This is a genomic window from Bacillus sp. JK106, assembly GCF_053663355.1.
Map to the genome: position 1 here is coordinate 640,647 of NZ_JBSJQC010000002.1, position 17,985 is coordinate 658,631.

A 17,985-nucleotide genomic window follows, 5' to 3' on the forward strand; every position below is an offset into this window, starting at 1 on the left:
CCGCGGATGCCCGCGGGCTTCTTTTTTATGCGCTGCCGTTCTATGTGTCCAAGCTGAGGCATAAATTGAAACAAGCCTAAATAAGGAGTGGACGGTCCCTTGCGCGTTTCAAATGTAACGGTTCGAAAACGTTTATTACTGGTTTTGCTTTTTGGCGTAATCATTTTTTTGATCATTGACAGCAGATTAGGCTATGTCCAATTTGTGATGGGAGAAAAGCTGACTTCACTGGCTAAGGATTCCTGGAGCCGGAATTTGCCGTTTGAGCCTGAGCGGGGAGAGATCCTTGACCGAAACGGCGTGAAGCTGGCTACGAATAAAAGCGCGCCGACCGTCTTTGTCGTACCGCGCCAGATTCAAAATCCCATAAAAACGGGCAAGCTTCTCGCGTCAGTTTTAAATATGTCGGAAGAGAAGGTCTACAAACACATTACTAAGAAAACCTCCATAGAAAAAATCTCACCCGAGGGGCGGAAAATTTCCAATAAAAAAGCGAAAGAAATCAAAGCGCTCGACTTAAAAGGGGTTTATGTGGCTGAAGACAGCATCCGCCATTATCCGTACGGAAGCTTTTTGTCTCATGTTCTCGGTTTTGCCGGTATTGATAACCAGGGCCTTCTCGGATTGGAGGCTTATTATGATGATGACTTAAAAGGTGTAAAGGGATCAGTGAAATTTTATACGGATGCCAAGGGGAAGAAAATGCCTGATGAAGCGGATGATTACACCCCTCCGAAAGACGGACTTGATATGAAATTGACGATTGACGCCAAGGTTCAGACGATTATAGAAAGAGAGCTCGATAATGCTGCGGCGAAATATAATCCCGACGGAATGATTGCGGTCGCAATGAATCCGAAAAACGGGGAAGTGCTCGGTATGTCAAGCCGTCCTGATTTTGATCCGGCTGACTATCAATCCGTAGATCCGTCCGTTTACAACCGGAACCTGCCGGTATGGAGCACATATGAACCGGGTTCGACCTTTAAGATTATTACGCTTGCGGCCGCTCTCCAAGAGCAAAAAGTAAACTTGCAAAGAGACCACTTTTATGACAAAGGATTTGCCGAGGTTGACGGCGCCCGCCTCCGATGCTGGAAAAAGGGCGGCCACGGTTCGCAATCTTATCTTGAAGTCGTTCAAAATTCCTGCAACCCTGGGTTTGTACAGCTGGGGGAACGGCTCGGAAAACAAAAGCTGTTTCAATATATTAAGGACTTCGGCTTTGGAAAGAAAACAGGCATTGATCTGCAAGGGGAAGGAACGGGGATCTTATTCCCGCTTGACAGAGTCGGCCCGGTCGAACAGGCGACAACCGCTTTCGGACAAGGGGTTTCCGTCACGCCGATTCAGCAGGTGGCAGCCGTTTCCGCAGCAATAAACGGCGGAACGCTTTATACTCCGTTTATCGCCAAAGAGTGGGTTGATCCCGTTACGAAAAAAACCGTTAAGAAACAATCGCCGATTGCGAAAAGGCAAGTTATTTCCCAGGAAACGTCAAAGCAGATCAGATATGCTTTAGAAAGCGTCGTCGCTCAGGGAACGGGGCGGAATGCCTTTGTGGAAGGATATCGCGTCGGCGGAAAAACAGGTACCGCACAAAAGGTCAAAGACGGCAAATATCTCGAAAACAACCATATCGTCTCCTTTATCGGTTTTGCGCCGGCTGATGACCCGAGCCTTGTCGTGTATGTCGCGGTTGATAATCCGAAAGGCACGATTCAATTCGGGGGAACCGTCGCCGCGCCGATTGTCGGAAATATGATGAGAGACAGTCTGCCGGAGCTCGGCGTGAAACCGCGAAAAAATCAAATCGAGAAAAAATATCAATGGAACGACACAAAAACAATAGAGGTTCCGAATGTTGTAGGGATGTCTGTCTCTGATCTTGAGTCGCTGCTTGTCAATTTGAATATTGACTCCTCAGGAAAAGGAAGCAAAATTGTGAAACAATCACCTGCAGCCGGAACGAAAGTAAAAGAAGGCTCAAAGATCCGTGTTTACTTGAGTGAAGAATGAGTCTTTTTGAGGCAGCCGATTGTTTTCGGCTGCCTTTTATCATAAAGAGAAAAAAAGAAGATAACTTTTAAGATTAACTGGATGTATCCTTTTATTTACGCTAAAATATGAACTGTATGTTTAAAAGCCATTCTGACTTTTATAAACGGTTATCATGATAAAAGAATGAATAGAATTTCTGAGAGGTTTGATACAATGAAACTTACAAAGCTGCTTACATATTTAATGGCCGAACCTGTTCAAAATGACTTTCATGACCCTGACATAACTTCAATTGAGATGGACTCCAGGGAAGTGAGAAAAGGGAGTCTTTTTGTGTGTATAAAAGGGTATACGGTAGACGGACATGATTTCGCTCAAAAAGCCGCAGAAAACGGCGCAGCGGCCATCGTTGCCGAGAAAGAGCTTGACGTCGATGTCCCTGTCATTATCGTCCGCCGGTCACAGCGGGCGCTCAGCGTTCTTTCTGACGCGTTTTACGGGCAGCCGACAAAGCAGCTTCAGCTTATCGGCATCACCGGCACAAACGGCAAAACATCAACGACGCACATGGTTGATGAGATTTTCAAAAAAGCGGGAAGACAGACCGGTTTAATCGGAACGATGTACATTAAAATCGGGGATGAGACATTCCCGGTCAAAAATACAACGCCCGAAAGCGTCACACTGCAAAAAACGTTCAAGAAAATGAATGATGAGCATGTTGACACAGCTATTATGGAAGTGTCTTCGCACGCTCTGTCACTCGGCAGGGTTCACGGCTGCGATTATGATATCGCCGTATTCACGAACCTGACGCAGGACCATTTAGACTATCACAAGACGATGGAAGACTACAGACAGGCTAAAAGCCTCCTGTTTTCCCAGCTGGGCGGCTCCTTTAACCATGAAAAGCCAAAGCGGGCAGTTTTAAACGCAGATGACAAAGCCAGTGCTTACTTTGAAAAAGTGACGGCGGCGCACATCCTTACATACGGAATCGAGAACGATGCCGATGTCATGGCGAAACAAATCGAGATCTCTGCGCAAGGCACAAGTTTTGAACTCGTTACGCCAAAAGGAACAAAGCAGATCACGGTTTCACTCGTCGGCCGCTTCAACGTGTATAACGTACTGGCTGCAGCGGCGACAGCGATCGCAGCGGGTCTGCCGTTTGATACGATCACAAGCGCTCTTGAAGAGCTGCAAGGTGTCAGAGGCCGGTTTGAACTGGTGAATCATAATCAGCCGTTTCCTGTGATCGTCGATTACGCGCACACGCCTGACAGTCTGGAAAACGTTCTGAATACATGCAAAGACATGACAGAGGGCAAGCTTTTCGTCGTCGTCGGCTGCGGCGGAGACCGGGATAAAACGAAACGCCCGAAAATGGCGGAAATTGCGGTGCGGATTGCCGACGAACCGATTTTCACTTCAGATAACCCGAGAAGCGAAGACCCGCTGGCCATATTAAGAGATATGGAAAGAGGGGTAGAAGGCACCTACTATCACAGTATCGCAAACCGCGAGCAGGCTATCTTTTTTGCCATTGCCAACGCGAAAAAGGGAGATGTGGTTCTGATTGCCGGGAAAGGGCATGAAACCTATCAGCAGATCGGCAATGAAACATTCGACTTTGATGACGCCGAAGTAGCGGGAAGAGCTATTGTTGAGCTGAATAAAAAGTAAAACAGGAAAGAGTGTTAGAATGAGGGAAATGAAAAGAATTACGGGGACACAATGTGAATATGATAAATACGTATGTCGTTTGAACGAAACGGGAGGAGAAAAGAGCAATGCTTGAGCAAGTGATTTTATTTACAATAATAATGGGATTTTTAATCAGTGTTCTGATATCTCCGATTCTTATCCCGTTTTTAAGACGTTTAAAATTCGGCCAAAGTATCAGGGAAGAGGGGCCGAAATCACATATGAAAAAATCAGGGACGCCGACGATGGGCGGGGTCATGATTATCGTATCCATCGCCATTACGGCGATTGTCATGACGCAGAAATTTTCGCATCTGAGCGCGGAAATGTTTCTTCTGCTGTTTGTTACGATCGGATACGGCCTGCTCGGCTTTCTGGATGACTATATTAAAGTAGTAATGAAACGGAATCTCGGATTGACGTCGAAGCAGAAATTGATCGGCCAGATCATTATTGCCATTGTATTTTACGGAGTATATCATTATTGCCATTTTTCAACCGGCATCAGGGTGCCGGGCACACATCTGTCAATCGATCTCGGCTGGGGATACTTTATCCTCGTTCTCTTTATGCTTGTCGGAGGTTCAAATGCCGTCAACCTGACAGACGGTCTGGACGGTCTCTTGTCCGGTACCGCGGCTATCGCATTCGGCGCTTTCGCCATCCTTGCGTGGAACCAGTCACAATATGACGTTGCGATTTTCTCGGTTGCCGTTGTCGGCGCCGTTCTCGGTTTTCTTGTATTCAACGCCCATCCCGCCAAAGTATTTATGGGGGATACCGGTTCGCTTGCGCTCGGAGGAGCGATCGTGACCGTTGCCATTCTGACGAAGCTTGAAATTCTGCTCGTCATTATCGGCGGAGTTTTTGTTATTGAGACCTTATCTGTTATCTTACAAGTCATCAGCTTTAAAACGACAGGAAAACGAATCTTTAAGATGAGTCCGCTTCACCACCATTACGAATTGGTCGGATGGTCTGAATGGAGAGTTGTCGTCACATTCTGGACTGCGGGACTGCTGCTTGCCGTTTTAGGAATTTACATCGAGGTGTGGTTATAAGTGGAAAACGAACTTTTTTTGCAAAAACAAAACTTTCTGGTCCTCGGACTGGCGAAAAGCGGATATGCGGCTGCGTCGATTCTTCATGAAAAAGGCATTAACGTCGTCGTGAATGATCAAAAAGCCTTTGAAGAGAACGAACCTGCCAAAAGGCTTTCAGAAAGAGGAATCGAGGTCATCTGCGGTGAGCATCCGACGTCACTTTTTGATCAGCACCACATTACCATTCTGATCAAAAACCCCGGAATCCCGTATGAAAATATCATGGTGGAGGAAGCGCAAAGAAGAGGCATCCCGGTCTGGACGGAAATTGAGCTTGCGTATTATATCACCAATGCAAAATTCATCGGCATTACAGGTTCAAACGGGAAAACAACAACGACGACCCTGATTTATGAAATGCTGAAAGCTGACTCGATAAAGGCGCTGATCGCAGGGAATATCGGCACTGTCGCCAGTGAAGTGGCTTATCATGCTGACGGTGATGAATGGATCGTCACAGAGCTTTCTTCGTTCCAGCTTATGGGGACTCATGCGTTCAGACCTGAAATCGGCCTGATTTTAAATGTGTTCGACGCTCATTTGGATTACCATCACAGCCGTGAAAACTATGAAAAAGCCAAGCAGAACGTGTATCTTCATCAGCTTGAGAGTGATACGGCCATCGTGAATCAAAGCGATGAAACAGTCGTTCGGCTTGCCGAAAGCGGAAAAGCCGGCACCGTTCCGTTTTCAGTTCACCAGGAACTGTCAAGCGGCGCATTTATTAAAGACGGAATGCTGATGTTCGGCGATGAAGCGATTCTGCCTGTTGATGACATCGTGCTGCCGGGCGCGCACAATTTAGAAAATATATTGGCCGCTGTAGCCGCGGCAAAAACGGCGGGCGCGTCTAATAAAGCGATTCAGAAGGTGCTGACAAGCTTTACCGGTGTCAAACACCGTCTGCAGTATGTAACAGCAATCCGGAATCGTAAATTTTATAATGACAGCAAAGCGACGAATATTTTGGCCACAAGCAAAGCGCTCTCCGCGTTCAAAGCACCGGTTATTCTGCTTGCAGGCGGACTGGACCGCGGCAACGGTTTTGACGATCTGAAACCGTATATGGACAATGTCAAAGCGGTCCTGACGTTCGGACAGACAGCGCCGAAGATAGAAAAACTGGGCAATGAGCTGGGAATACAACATGTCAAACGTGTCGATAATGTTGAACAAGCAGTATCTGCGGCGTTTGCGCTCTCAAATGAAGGAGACGTCATCCTCTTGTCACCCGCGTGTGCAAGCTGGGATCAGTTCAAAACATTTGAAGAACGCGGTGACATGTTTATAGATGCCGTGCATATGCTTAAGTAAGGGCTTGTCTCTGTTCATCGGCAGCCCTAAATGACTTATGCTTGGGGTGTCGATTGCTTTGACTACTAAAAAAACAGCGCCTGATTTGTTATTAGTTATTATTACGTTATTGCTTTTAACAATAGGATTAATTATGGTCTACAGTGCAAGTGCGGTATGGGCGGATTATAAATTTGACGACTCGTTTTTCTTCGCAAAACGGCAGCTGCTGTTTGCGGGGATCGGCGTCATTGCCATGTTTTTCATTATGAATGTGGATTATTGGACATGGCGCACATGGTCGAAGCTGCTTCTGATCATTTGTTTTTTTCTGCTTGTGCTTGTGCTGATTCCGGGAGTCGGAATGGTGCGGAACGGTTCAAGAAGCTGGATCGGAGTGGGAGCGTTCAGCATTCAGCCTTCGGAGTTTATGAAACTCGCGATGATTGCGTTTCTGGCTAAATTTCTTTCTGAAAAACAGAAGAATATTACGTCATTCAGACGCGGATTCGTTCCCGCGCTCGGAATCGTGTTTTCTGCATTTATTATTATTATGTGCCAGCCGGACCTGGGAACGGGGACGGTAATGGTGGGCACGTGCATCGTGATGATTTTTGTATCCGGTGCGCGAATCGCTCATTTCGCGTTTCTCGGACTCATCGGTTTAAGCGGATTTGCGGCGCTTGTTCTGTCCGCTCCTTATCGGATTAAACGGATTACCTCTTACTTAAACCCGTGGGAGGACCCGCTTGGAAGCGGATTTCAGATCATTCAGTCGCTCTATGCCGTAGGTCCGGGCGGACTGTTCGGGATGGGGCTCGGCCAAAGCCGGCAAAAGTTTTTTTACCTGCCGGAGCCGCAAACCGATTTCATTTTTGCTATTTTATCTGAGGAACTCGGCTTTATCGGCGGTTCGCTCATATTGCTGCTGTTCAGTATTTTATTATGGCGGGGCGTCAGGATTGCCCTCGGCGCGCCGGATTTATACGGAAGCTTTGTCGCCATCGGTATTATTTCTATGATAGCTATTCAAGTCATGATTAATATCGGCGTTGTGACGGGGCTGATCCCGGTAACAGGAATTACGCTGCCGTTTTTAAGCTACGGAGGCTCATCACTGACGCTGATGCTCGCAGCGGTCGGCGTGCTTTTAAATGTCAGCCGGTACTCGAGGTATTGATCTGTATCTTGCCTCATCACTCATGATCTATTCGTTATCTATAAAAAAACAGACAACATCAATAACCCTGTCCTAAAAAACAGGGTTATCGCTATGTGATTAAGGGGGACATACGAATGCGTATTGCAGTAAGCGGAGGCGGAACCGGAGGACATATTTATCCGGCTTTGGCCTTTATTAAAGAAGTTCAGCGCCGGCATCCGGATGTGGAATTTTTGTATATCGGAACAGAGAACGGTCTTGAGAAAAAAATTGTTGAACGGGAAAATATCCCGTTCCGCGCCATTGAAATTACAGGTTTCAAACGAAAACTTTCTTTTGAAAATGTAAAAACCGTCATGCGTTTCTTAAAAGGCGTGAAGAAAAGCAAATCATATTTAAAAGAGTTTAAACCGGATGCCGTTATCGGTACAGGCGGCTATGTATGCGGTCCGGTTGTATACGCGGCCGCAAAAATGGGAATTCCGACGATCATTCATGAGCAAAACAGCCTTCCAGGCATCACAAATAAGTTTCTCTCGAAATATGTTAATAAGGTGGCAATTTGCTTTGAAGAGGCAAAATCGCATTTTCCTGCTGAAAAAGTTGTGTTTACGGGAAACCCGAGAGCCTCTGAAGTCGTCTCAATTAAGACAGGCCGCTCATTAACTGAGTTCGGGCTGAAAGACAATCAAAAAACGGTGCTCATTTTCGGCGGAAGCAGAGGCGCGGCTCCCATTAACCGTGCCGTTATAGATATGCAGGAAGAATTGAAAACGAGACCTTACCAAGTGCTTTATATTACCGGGGAAGTGCATTATGAGAAGGTAACGGCTGAGCTGAAAGGCGGAAAAGCCGCTGATAATATGGTGACAAAACCGTTTTTGCACCAAATGCCGGAGTACTTACAATCAATTGATGTCATTGTGGCAAGAGCCGGAGCGACGACGATTGCGGAGATCACCGCTCTCGGCATTCCGAGCGTGCTTATTCCGAGCCCGTATGTGACAGCCAATCACCAGGAAGTCAATGCGAAGGCGCTCAGCCAGCATGACGCTGCAATCGTACTGAAGGAAACCGAGCTCAGCGGAGAAAAACTGATCGCTGCGCTGGACAAAATCGTCATGAATGAAGAAACCTTAAAAGACATGAGTGAGCGGACAAAATCACTCGGTGTTCCGGATGCGGCAGCCAGACTGTACAGTATCATGGAAGACATAAAAAAATAGAGCAAATGGAATGCGGAGGTTTATGATGGAGAACGTAATTCAGGAATTAAGAGACCGCGAAGTCGGCAAAGTGCTGGAACAAGAACCGCTCGCGAACCATACAACGATGAAAATCGGCGGTCCGGCGGACATTTTAATCATCCCCAACCGTGTGGAAGCGGTCAAAGATATTATGGATATTGTGAAGAAACATGATCTGCCATGGACGGTTATCGGCCGCGGTTCAAATCTGCTCGTGCTTGATGAAGGCATAAGAGGAGTTGTCATCAAACTGGGCGCAGGTCTGGATCATTTGGAGATTGACGGTGATCAGGTGACGGTCGGAGGCGGCTATTCGGTCGTCCGGCTTGCGACTTCCATGAGTAAAAAAGGAATGTCCGGTCTCGAATTTGCAGCGGGCATCCCCGGATCAATCGGCGGGGCCGTCTATATGAATGCCGGGGCGCACGGATCTGATATGAGTGAGATTCTTGTGAAAGCCCGTATCTTATTTGAAGACGGCACAATCGAATGGCTGACAAACGAAGAGATGGATTTCAGCTACAGAACGTCTGTTTTGCAGAAAAAACGCCCCGGCGTCTGTCTCGAGGCAGTTCTTCAGCTTGAGCAAAAGGAACGGGAAGCCATTACGGCGCAAATGCAGCAGAACAAAGATTACAGAAAAAATACGCAGCCGTATTCAAGCCCATGCGCCGGAAGCATATTCAGAAATCCGCTGCCGAATCATGCCGGAAACCTCGTTGAAAAAGCGGGATTAAAAGGACATCAGATCGGCGGAGCGAAAGTATCCGAAATGCACGGGAATTTTATCGTCAATGCCGGCGGAGCGACTGCCAAGGACGTTCTTGACCTGATTGAGTATGTGAAAAAGACAATCCGTGAGCAGTATGATGTTGACATGCATACAGAAGTTGAAATCATCGGAGGGAATCGTTAAAAGGTTCTCTGATTTCCATGAGCTCATGTGATATACTTTTAACAAATGTCAAACGGCATCACAGCATGCCGTTTGTTTTTCAATCAGACGAATGTCAAGCTGTTTCATTCTTAGTGAGGTGGACAGGCAGTGAACCCAAATCATGAAAGAGAAAAAATCGTAAATATTGAAGAGCGGATTCCGAAAATCAAAGAGCAGCGGAAACAAAAAGCAAACCGCCGGCTGATTTCATTCATTGTGCTCTTTTTTATGATGGTGCTGATCATCGTGTACTTGCAGATGCCGATCAGCAAGGTGTCTTCTGTCACCGTTTCCGGAAACGAAAACGTGTCTGTAAAAGAGATCAACGCGCTTTCTGATATACATAACGGACAAACCGAGTTCTGGAGTCTGAACAAGAAAAAAACAGAAGAAAAGATTGAGCAGAATAAACTGGTGAAAAAGGCGGATCTTTCAAAAGTATTTCCTAATAAAGTCAGCATTCACATTGAAGAATACAAGACGATCGCGTATCTGCAGCGGAATGATGTGTATTATGAAGTGCTGGAGAACGGCACCGTGCTGCCGAACGAAGTCACGCCGGATGACGCGGGCCCGATTTTGGTTGACTGGACAAACGCGAAAAAGCGGGTCAAAATGGCGGAGCAGCTTGATAAGCTTTCCGGTTCGCTAAAGCAGTCGATTTCTGAAATCTATTATACACCGGTAAAAATGGATCAGGACCGGATCAAGCTGTATATGAACGACGGGTATGTAGTTACCGCTTCTATTAAAACATTTGCCGACCGGATGAAGACCTATCCTTCTATCGTTTCCCAGCTGGACGGCGGGAAAAAGGGGATTATCCACTTAGAAGTCGCTACGTATTTTGAAGAATTTAACAAAGGTAAATCCGGCAAGAAAAAAGAAAATGATTAATAGTTCTAAAGAACTAATTTCAAGGTGATTCAAAAGAATCTATTACAATCAGCGGGGCAGCCGATATAACCGATAGCGGAATAATTATGACTATGTTTGTTTTTGCCCGGGATAGGCTGCCGGACAAGCGGAAAATTCTCAATGCAATGGGCGTGTCTTCTTTAATGAGCATTGCATTTGGAATTTTCCTCCTGTTTCTTCTTTTTCCGGATGTTTCTGGAAATATCTATAGCTTTTCTGGAGGTTCATCTTAGTGTAGACTAATGGAAAGCGGGTATATTTGCATCTGGTTTGCACATTATGGCACCGTGACAGGAAATCTTACGGTAAGGTGGGCCGTCTCTAAAAAAAATAAAAAAAATGCGATATAAAAGAGGATATACATAGAATATAACGAATAGTTTCATTAAACATAAATTGTGAGAAATCAGATATAAATTTGTTGATGCTGTTGTTTTTGTTACACACTTGTAAAGCCACATCCATTGTATTGTTGTTCCGCAAATAATAGAATAGAATTTGATCGAAATGTGAGGAGGTGCCATAGAATGAACAACAATGAACTTTACGTCAGTCTTGACATCGGTACGTCCAATACAAAAGTGATCGTCGGAGAAATGACAGATGATTCCCTTAACATTATCGGAGTGGGAAATGTACCGTCTGAAGGGTTGAAAAAAGGCTCAATCGTTGATATAGATGAAACCGTTCATTCTATAAGAAAAGCGTTTGACCAAGCTGAAAGAATGGTAGGTTTTCCGCTGAAAAAAGCCATTGTCGGCGTTAATGGAAATTATATTCATATTCAAGATACGAACGGCGTTGTCGCTGTTTCCAGTGAAAACAAAGAAATTCACGTTGAAGACGTCCGCAGGGTAATGGAAGCGGCACAGGTCGTGTCGGTTCCGCACGAGCAGCTGATCGTTGACGTCATTCCGAAACAGTTTATCGTTGACGGAAGAGACGAAATTACCGATCCGAAAAAAATGCTCGGTGTGCGCCTGGAAGTAGAAGGCACGCTGATTACCGGCTCCAAAACGATCTTACATAATTTACTTCGCTGTGTGGAGAGAGCGGGCGTTGAAATTACTGATATCTGCCTGCAGCCGCTTGCGGCCGGTTCGGCGGCTTTGTCAAAAGACGAAAAAAACCTCGGAGTCGCCATGATTGATATCGGCGGCGGCTCGACGACGGTGGCGGTATTTGAACAGGGGCACCTGAAGGAGACAGCCGTCATTCCGCTCGGAGGCGAAAACATCACGAAAGATGTATCGATCGGATTGCGCACTTCCACCGAAGAGGCTGAAAGAGTAAAAAAACAATTCGGACATGCATTCTACGATGAGGCTTCAGAAGATGAAGTATTTGAAGTCACCGTCATAGGAACGAATCAAAAGCAATCTTTTACACAGCAGGAAATTGCCAATATTATTGAAGCAAGAGTGGAAGAGATTCTTGAGATTGCCGCAGCCGAAATTGAGCAGATGGGAATTACAGATCTGCCCGGCGGCTTTGTGCTGACCGGCGGACAGGCCGCAATGCCCGGAGTGCTTTCATTGGCACAGGAAGTGCTGAGGCACAATGTAAGGGTCGCAAGCCCGAATTATATCGGTGTAAGAGACCCTCAGTATATGACGGGTGTCGGCTTGATACAATTTGCCTGCCGAAATGCCAGAATTCAGGGAAGAAAAATAGGCTTTCATATGCCGGAAGAAGCCGTGCAGGAAATCGCGGTCTCTCACGAAGAAGAACATCATCAGCGGCCTGAGGCGCAGCAGCGTCCAAAAGCAAAACAAAAAACACAAGCCGAACACAACAAACCGAGCAAAATGAAAAAACTATTAAGCATGTTTTGGGAATAGATTGATAGTCATTCGGCAGATTAGGAGGATTTAGCATGTTGGATTTCGAAACAAACATAGACGGCTTAGCATCAATTAAAGTAATCGGAGTAGGAGGCGGCGGTAATAACGCGGTCAACCGAATGATTGAAAATGAAGTGCAGGGTGTAGAGTACATTGCGGTAAACACGGACGCGCAAGCTCTTAACCTGTCAAAAGCGGAAGTGAAAATGCAGATCGGGGAAAAGCTGACCCGCGGTCTCGGAGCGGGAGCGAATCCGGAAGTCGGCAAAAAAGCCGCTGAAGAAAGTAAGGAACAAATCGAAGAAGCGCTAAAAGGCGCTGACATGGTGTTCGTTACAGCCGGAATGGGAGGCGGTACCGGAACGGGAGCCGCACCGGTGATCGCGCAAATCGCAAAGGACTTAGGCGCTTTGACTGTCGGTGTCGTAACAAGACCGTTTACATTTGAAGGAAGAAAACGCCAGCTGCAGGCTGCAGGCGGTATCACGGCAATGAAAGAAGCCGTTGACACACTGATCGTTATTCCGAATGACCGCATTCTTGAAATTGTCGATAAAAACACACCGATGCTTGAAGCATTCCGTGAAGCTGATAACGTGCTTCGCCAAGGGGTGCAAGGTATCTCTGACCTCATCGCAACGCCTGGTTTAATCAACTTGGACTTTGCCGATGTCAAAACCATCATGTCCAACAAAGGTTCAGCATTGATGGGTATCGGGATCGCTACGGGCGAAAGCCGTGCTGCTGAAGCCGCCAAAAAGGCGATCTCCAGTCCGTTACTGGAAGCGGCAATCGACGGAGCGCAAGGTGTTTTGATGAACATTACGGGAGGTACAAACCTGAGCCTCTACGAAGTGCAGGAAGCAGCCGACATCGTCGCTTCTGCATCTGACCCTGATGTCAATATGATTTTCGGTTCAGTTATCAATGAAAATCTGAAAGATGAAATCGTCGTCACCGTTATTGCGACCGGTTTTATCGAACAGGAAAAAGATGACTCAAAACCGCAGCGTCCGAATTTAAACCAAGGATTGAAGTCTCAAAGCCAAAACGCTGCGAAACGTGAGCCGAAACGAGAAGAAACACAGCATCAAAACACGGTGAACCGCCATACATCACAGCCGGCGGATGATGCTCTCGACATTCCTACATTTTTAAGAAACCGCAACAAACGCGGCTGATGTAAAAAAGGACAAGACCACATGGTTTTGTCCTTTTTCTTTTTTGTGCACAGTCTTCCTTCCTATCCCCCATGATCTATACAGTGAAAAAAGAAGCTTTATACCTATGACGAATTGATTGTTTTTTAGTTTCATACGGCTTTCTACAGAATGTGACAATATCTGAATGGAAGATTGTCTACATTTAACGTACAGCATCGAAATGACAAACGATTCCAATTATGAAGGAGGGATACACATTTTATAGGGCGTTACCAAATAAGGGGGGATACGATTGAAGAAAAAAACAAGAAACAGATGGACAGGCTCCGTTTTAAGCGCGATTGTCGTCAGTTCACTGTTGTTTCCGGGTGCAGCCGGAGCGAACAGCACACCGGGGGCAGTTTCTTTCACCAAAGATCTTTCTTCCTCTAAGAGCATTCAGCATAAGATTTCCGATTCAGTCAAGAAGCGTTTTGAAAAAAATGATAAAGTCACGTTTCTTATCAAATTTAAAGAGAAAGCCAATACGAAAAAAGCGGTCAAACAAGCAGAAAAAAATGCCGAGTCTCAATCGCTTTCCGCAGCAAAAACCGAATATCAAAAGCGGTCAGCCGTCGTTTCTTCTTTAAAACTGGCGGCTCAAGATGCGCAGCAGAATCTGAAAACATATTTGGAAAAACAAAAAAAGAAAGGAAAGGCTGATCACATCCATTCCTATTATATTGTCAACGGAATGGCAGTCACTGCTTCGAAAGAGGTAATGGAAAAAGCCGCCTCATTTCCTGAAGTAGAAAAAGTTCTTCCGAATGAAAAACGTCAGCTTACTCAACGGCAATCAAAAGCTCCTTTTCAAATGAAGAAAAAACAAAAAGAGGTCAAAGCAAAGGAAGGCATCGAATGGAATATCAGCCAAATTGATGCGCCGCAGGCCTGGGCCTCAGGATACGACGGAACCGGCACGGTTGTCGCCTCCATTGATACGGGAGTTCAGTGGGATCATCCCGCGCTTAAGGAAAAATACCGGGGTTACGATCCTGAAAATCCCGCAGCGCCGAATCATGAAATGAACTGGTATGATGCCGTGTCCCATAAAGAAGCTCCCTACGATGACCTTGAACACGGCACTCATGTAACAGGGACCATGACGGGTTCAGAACCTGACGGCTCAAATCAAATCGGTGTGGCTCCGGGGGCGAAATGGATCGCAGTAAAAGCATTTTCAGATGACGGAGGAACCGATGCCGATATTTTGGATGCCGGTGAATGGGTGCTCGCGCCTAAAGATAAAAACGGCACGCCGCATCCCGAGATGGCGCCGGATGTTGTCAATAATTCCTGGGCAGGCGGTTCGGGAATGGACGAGTGGTACCGCGATATGGTGAATGCGTGGAGAGCGGCAGGGATTTTTCCTGAATTCTCTGCGGGAAATGAAGACTTATTTACACCGGGAGGACCGGGTTCAATCGCAAATCCGGCCAATTATCCTGAAGCATTTGCGACAGGTGCGACTGACATCGACAAGAAACTCGCTGATTTCTCACTTCAAGGCCCCTCACCGTATCATGAAACAAAACCGGACATTTCGGCTCCGGGAGTGAATATCCGTTCTTCTATTCCTGGAGGATCATACGAAGGCGGCTGGGACGGAACTTCAATGGCCGGGCCGCATGTGGCGGCGACGGCGGCTTTGTTAAGGCAGGCGAACGCCTCTATTACGGTCGATGAAATGGAAGACGTTTTGACGCGCACCGCCGAAAAGCTGACAGATTCCGTTTTTCCGGAATCACCGAATAACGGTTACGGCCACGGTCTCGTTAACGCTTTTGATGCCGTTTCTGCCGTAACGGACGGAATTGGAAGCGTAGAAGGCAAGGTATCTTCTGCGGGCGAAGATCACAATCCGCCCAGCTTTCGTCATGAACCGGTCTCAGAGGCTTACAAAGGGACAAACCTTCCGTTAACGGTTACAGCAGAAGATGATGTAAGCGTAACTGAGGTGATCCTCTCCTATCAGTTTGATGAAGGAGAGTGGAAAACGACAGCCGCCGTTCAAAAAAGCGGTGATGAAAAAAAGGGAACATACCAGGCGGAGATTCCGGACATAACGGGAAGCAAGATAAGTTATAAATGGACCATAAAAGATTTCGGAGGTCATTCTGTAGAATCTGATACGTACCGGGCTGACGTGAAACCGAGCATTACGGCGGGATACAAAGAGGATTTTGAATCACAGCCGGCGGGCTGGTCAAGTTACGGGACACATGACCAATGGGAATGGGGTATCCCGGGTTCAGGGCCAGGCGCCGCATTTTCCGGAGAAAAAGTGTATGCGACGAATCTGTCCGGCCCTTATGCCGATTCGGCCAATATGAATCTGGTGATGCCTCCGATACAAGTTCCGGAAACAGGGCGGCTGTTTTTACAATTTAAAAGCTGGCACAAGCTCGAAGAATTTTTTGATTACGGGTATGTGTTCGTTCTGCCGGAAGGGAAATCAAATTGGGAGCAGGCGGCCGTTTACAATGGTGATTCCGCAGGATGGAATGATGAAGAGGCAGATTTATCTGCGTATAAAGGCCAAAACATAAAGCTCATGTTTAATATGCAGTCTGACGAAGTACTCAATGAAGACGGATGGTATATCGATGATGTCCGGCTTTCAAGCAGCCCTCTCGGCAAGGCGGCTAAAAATAGTAAACACAATAGACAAACACCTCCCGGCCACCTGAAGAAAAAAGCCATCAATCCGAAACAGGCCAAACCGGCAGTGAAATCGCCCGGAAAAAGAGTGAAACGTGAAACAAACCTCCTGCCGCTCAGAGCGCAAATCAGTGTCGCCGAGACGGGGAAATCCGTATATTCCGACCCTGCAAGCGGAAGCTACAGCCTGTCACATAAAGCGGGAAACTATACGCTGAAAGCCGAGGCATACGGATTTAAGTCCGCTTCGAAACAAGTTTCTGTTCAAGCAGACAAAACCGCGCAGGCAGACTTTATACTGGAGCAAATGCCGTCCGGCACGCTAAAAGGAACCATCACCAATCAGTCCACAGGCGAACCGGTAAAAGGGGCTGCGCTTTATGTGGCCGAGGATGCCGCAATTGAGCCGGCGGTGACAAACGATAAAGGGGAATATTCGCTTAAGGCGTACGAAGGCTCCTACACAATCAAAGTAGCGGCAAAAGGCTTTTACAATAGCGAATTTTCTGTCGACATCAAAGGAGATGCTGAAAAAAACGTCAAGCTTAAGCCGTATGTCGGTTATGAAGGGGAAATCGCCTATGATAACGGGACGGAAGAAGCCGCGCTGTCATATTTTAAAGCCGGCAGCAAATCTGCCGTTAAGATGACCCTCAAAGATGGAAAAGAACACGGTATGCTGACAGGAGGCCTTTTTAAATTTTGGGGCGCCGACTGGCCTGATCCGGGCGGTATCGAATTTCAAGCAGAAGTATATGATGTATCCGGCCCTGATGGAGCTCCTGGCAGCAAAATTGCCGGCCCGTTCCAAGCTGAAGCGCTTCGAAACGGCGAGTGGACCAAAGTGGATCTCAGCTCAAAAGGAATCGCGGTCGGAAAGGATTTTTATCTTGTGTTCCGTCAGACGAAACCCGATCCTTATACACCTGCCCTGTCATCTGATGACGGCAGTCCGTACTCGAACAGAAACTGGCAATACCTCGACGGCCGCTGGTCAAAAGCCGATAAATCAGACGGAAACTTTATGATCAGGGCTTTGGTCGACTACGAAGCTTCTGTGCCTGAGATAACGTCGCCTGAAGACCGGTCATTTACAAGCAAGAAGTCAATCACGGTGAAAGGAACGGCTTCACCAAAAACCGCTGTCCGTCTTACCAATAACGGTAAAACCGCCGCAGAAACGAAAGCAGATGCAGACGGCAATTTCCAGGCCGGTGTCACACTCACTAAAGATGCCAATCGGCTGACGGCGGCATCTGTGACAGACAGCGGGTCAACCGACGAGTCACGCCCTGTCACGGTCATACTGGATGAGGATAAGCCTGATGTGACGATTGACAGTCCGGCAAACGGTGATAAAACAAATAAAGAAGCAGTGACTGTAAAAGGAAAAGTGCACGACGACCATTTAAAATGGGTAAAGGTGAACGGAAAAAAAGCTGAAGTAAATAACGGTTCTTATCAAGCGAGAACCCTTCTGGAAAACGGCAGCAATGAGATCAAGGTCACGGCCTCAGATGAAGCGGGTAACAAAACAACGAAAAAGACGGTAATCGATGTCAATTACAATGCTCCCGTCATTTCCGGATTGGTTCCCGGAGCGGATAAGGAATTAAAAGCCGGAGAATCAGTGAAAATCGCTTTTTCAAGCGGAAAGAAATTAGACGCTTCCTTCGTGATCCGTCTGCCTCTGACAAACGCCCGGGCAGGGAGCCAAAACGCAACAGAGCTTCCGCTGAGAGAAATTTCTCCGGGACGATATGAGGGTTACTGGACGGCGGCTTTTTCCATCAAAGCAAGCGGAGCAAAAATTGACGTTATCGCAAGAGATGACTACGGAAATGAAACGAGACAGACGGCTAAAGGAAAACTTTATATCAATGAGTAAAAACAGAGCGCTGCCAAATCAC

At 46.8% G+C, this 17,985-nt stretch carries 11 protein-coding genes; all 11 read left to right on the plus strand.

The genetic code is table 11. The features are described 5' to 3' along the window. The first annotated feature begins 99 nt into the window (after nt 1-99). Complete coding sequence (locus ACWJJS_RS08700; RefSeq protein WP_003154438.1) at nt 100-2,019, plus strand: stage V sporulation protein D; 1,920 nt, start codon at nt 100-102, stop codon at nt 2,017-2,019. A 195-nt stretch (nt 2,020-2,214) separates the two neighbouring features. Further along, nucleotides 2,215-3,687, plus strand: coding sequence for a UDP-N-acetylmuramoyl-L-alanyl-D-glutamate--2,6-diaminopimelate ligase (locus ACWJJS_RS08705; protein ID WP_014417717.1), 1,473 nt, complete (start codon nt 2,215-2,217; stop codon nt 3,685-3,687). Nucleotides 3,688-3,794: 107 nt separating this feature from the next. Further along, a complete protein-coding gene (gene mraY / locus ACWJJS_RS08710; protein WP_007409707.1) occupies nt 3,795-4,769 on the plus strand; it encodes a phospho-N-acetylmuramoyl-pentapeptide-transferase in 975 nt (324 codons plus the stop codon). Beyond that, nucleotides 4,770-6,125 carry a UDP-N-acetylmuramoyl-L-alanine--D-glutamate ligase gene (gene murD, locus ACWJJS_RS08715; RefSeq protein WP_015388268.1) on the plus strand — a complete coding sequence of 452 codons (1,356 nt, stop codon included), beginning with the start codon at nt 4,770-4,772 and terminating at the stop codon, nt 6,123-6,125. Between the two features lie 58 nt (nt 6,126-6,183). Next, on the plus strand, nt 6,184-7,284 hold the full coding sequence (gene spoVE / locus ACWJJS_RS08720; protein ID WP_003154430.1) for a stage V sporulation protein E: 1,101 nt from the start codon (nt 6,184-6,186) through the stop codon (nt 7,282-7,284). A 116-nt stretch (nt 7,285-7,400) separates the two neighbouring features. Next, nucleotides 7,401-8,492, plus strand: a complete 1,092-nt coding sequence (gene murG, locus ACWJJS_RS08725) for an undecaprenyldiphospho-muramoylpentapeptide beta-N-acetylglucosaminyltransferase (RefSeq protein WP_003154428.1) — start codon at nt 7,401-7,403, stop codon at nt 8,490-8,492. Nucleotides 8,493-8,517: 25 nt separating this feature from the next. Then, nucleotides 8,518-9,429 (plus strand): UDP-N-acetylmuramate dehydrogenase, encoded by a 912-nt coding sequence (gene murB, locus ACWJJS_RS08730; RefSeq protein WP_015388267.1) that lies wholly within the window; start codon nt 8,518-8,520, stop codon nt 9,427-9,429. A 129-nt stretch (nt 9,430-9,558) separates the two neighbouring features. Further along, on the plus strand, nt 9,559-10,347 hold the full coding sequence (locus ACWJJS_RS08735) for a cell division protein FtsQ/DivIB (protein ID WP_024085278.1): 789 nt from the start codon (nt 9,559-9,561) through the stop codon (nt 10,345-10,347). A gap of 548 nt (nt 10,348-10,895) precedes the next feature. Continuing rightward, nucleotides 10,896-12,209 carry a cell division protein FtsA gene (gene ftsA, locus ACWJJS_RS08740; protein WP_071391863.1) on the plus strand — a complete coding sequence of 438 codons (1,314 nt, stop codon included), beginning with the start codon at nt 10,896-10,898 and terminating at the stop codon, nt 12,207-12,209. A 35-nt stretch (nt 12,210-12,244) separates the two neighbouring features. After that, nucleotides 12,245-13,393 carry a cell division protein FtsZ gene (gene ftsZ, locus ACWJJS_RS08745; RefSeq protein ID WP_070081790.1) on the plus strand — a complete coding sequence of 383 codons (1,149 nt, stop codon included), beginning with the start codon at nt 12,245-12,247 and terminating at the stop codon, nt 13,391-13,393. Nucleotides 13,394-13,667: 274 nt separating this feature from the next. Continuing rightward, entirely contained in the window at nt 13,668-17,963 is a 4,296-nt protein-coding gene (locus ACWJJS_RS08750; RefSeq protein WP_454023489.1) for a S8 family serine peptidase, read from the plus strand. Nucleotides 17,964-17,985 lie beyond the last annotated feature (22 nt).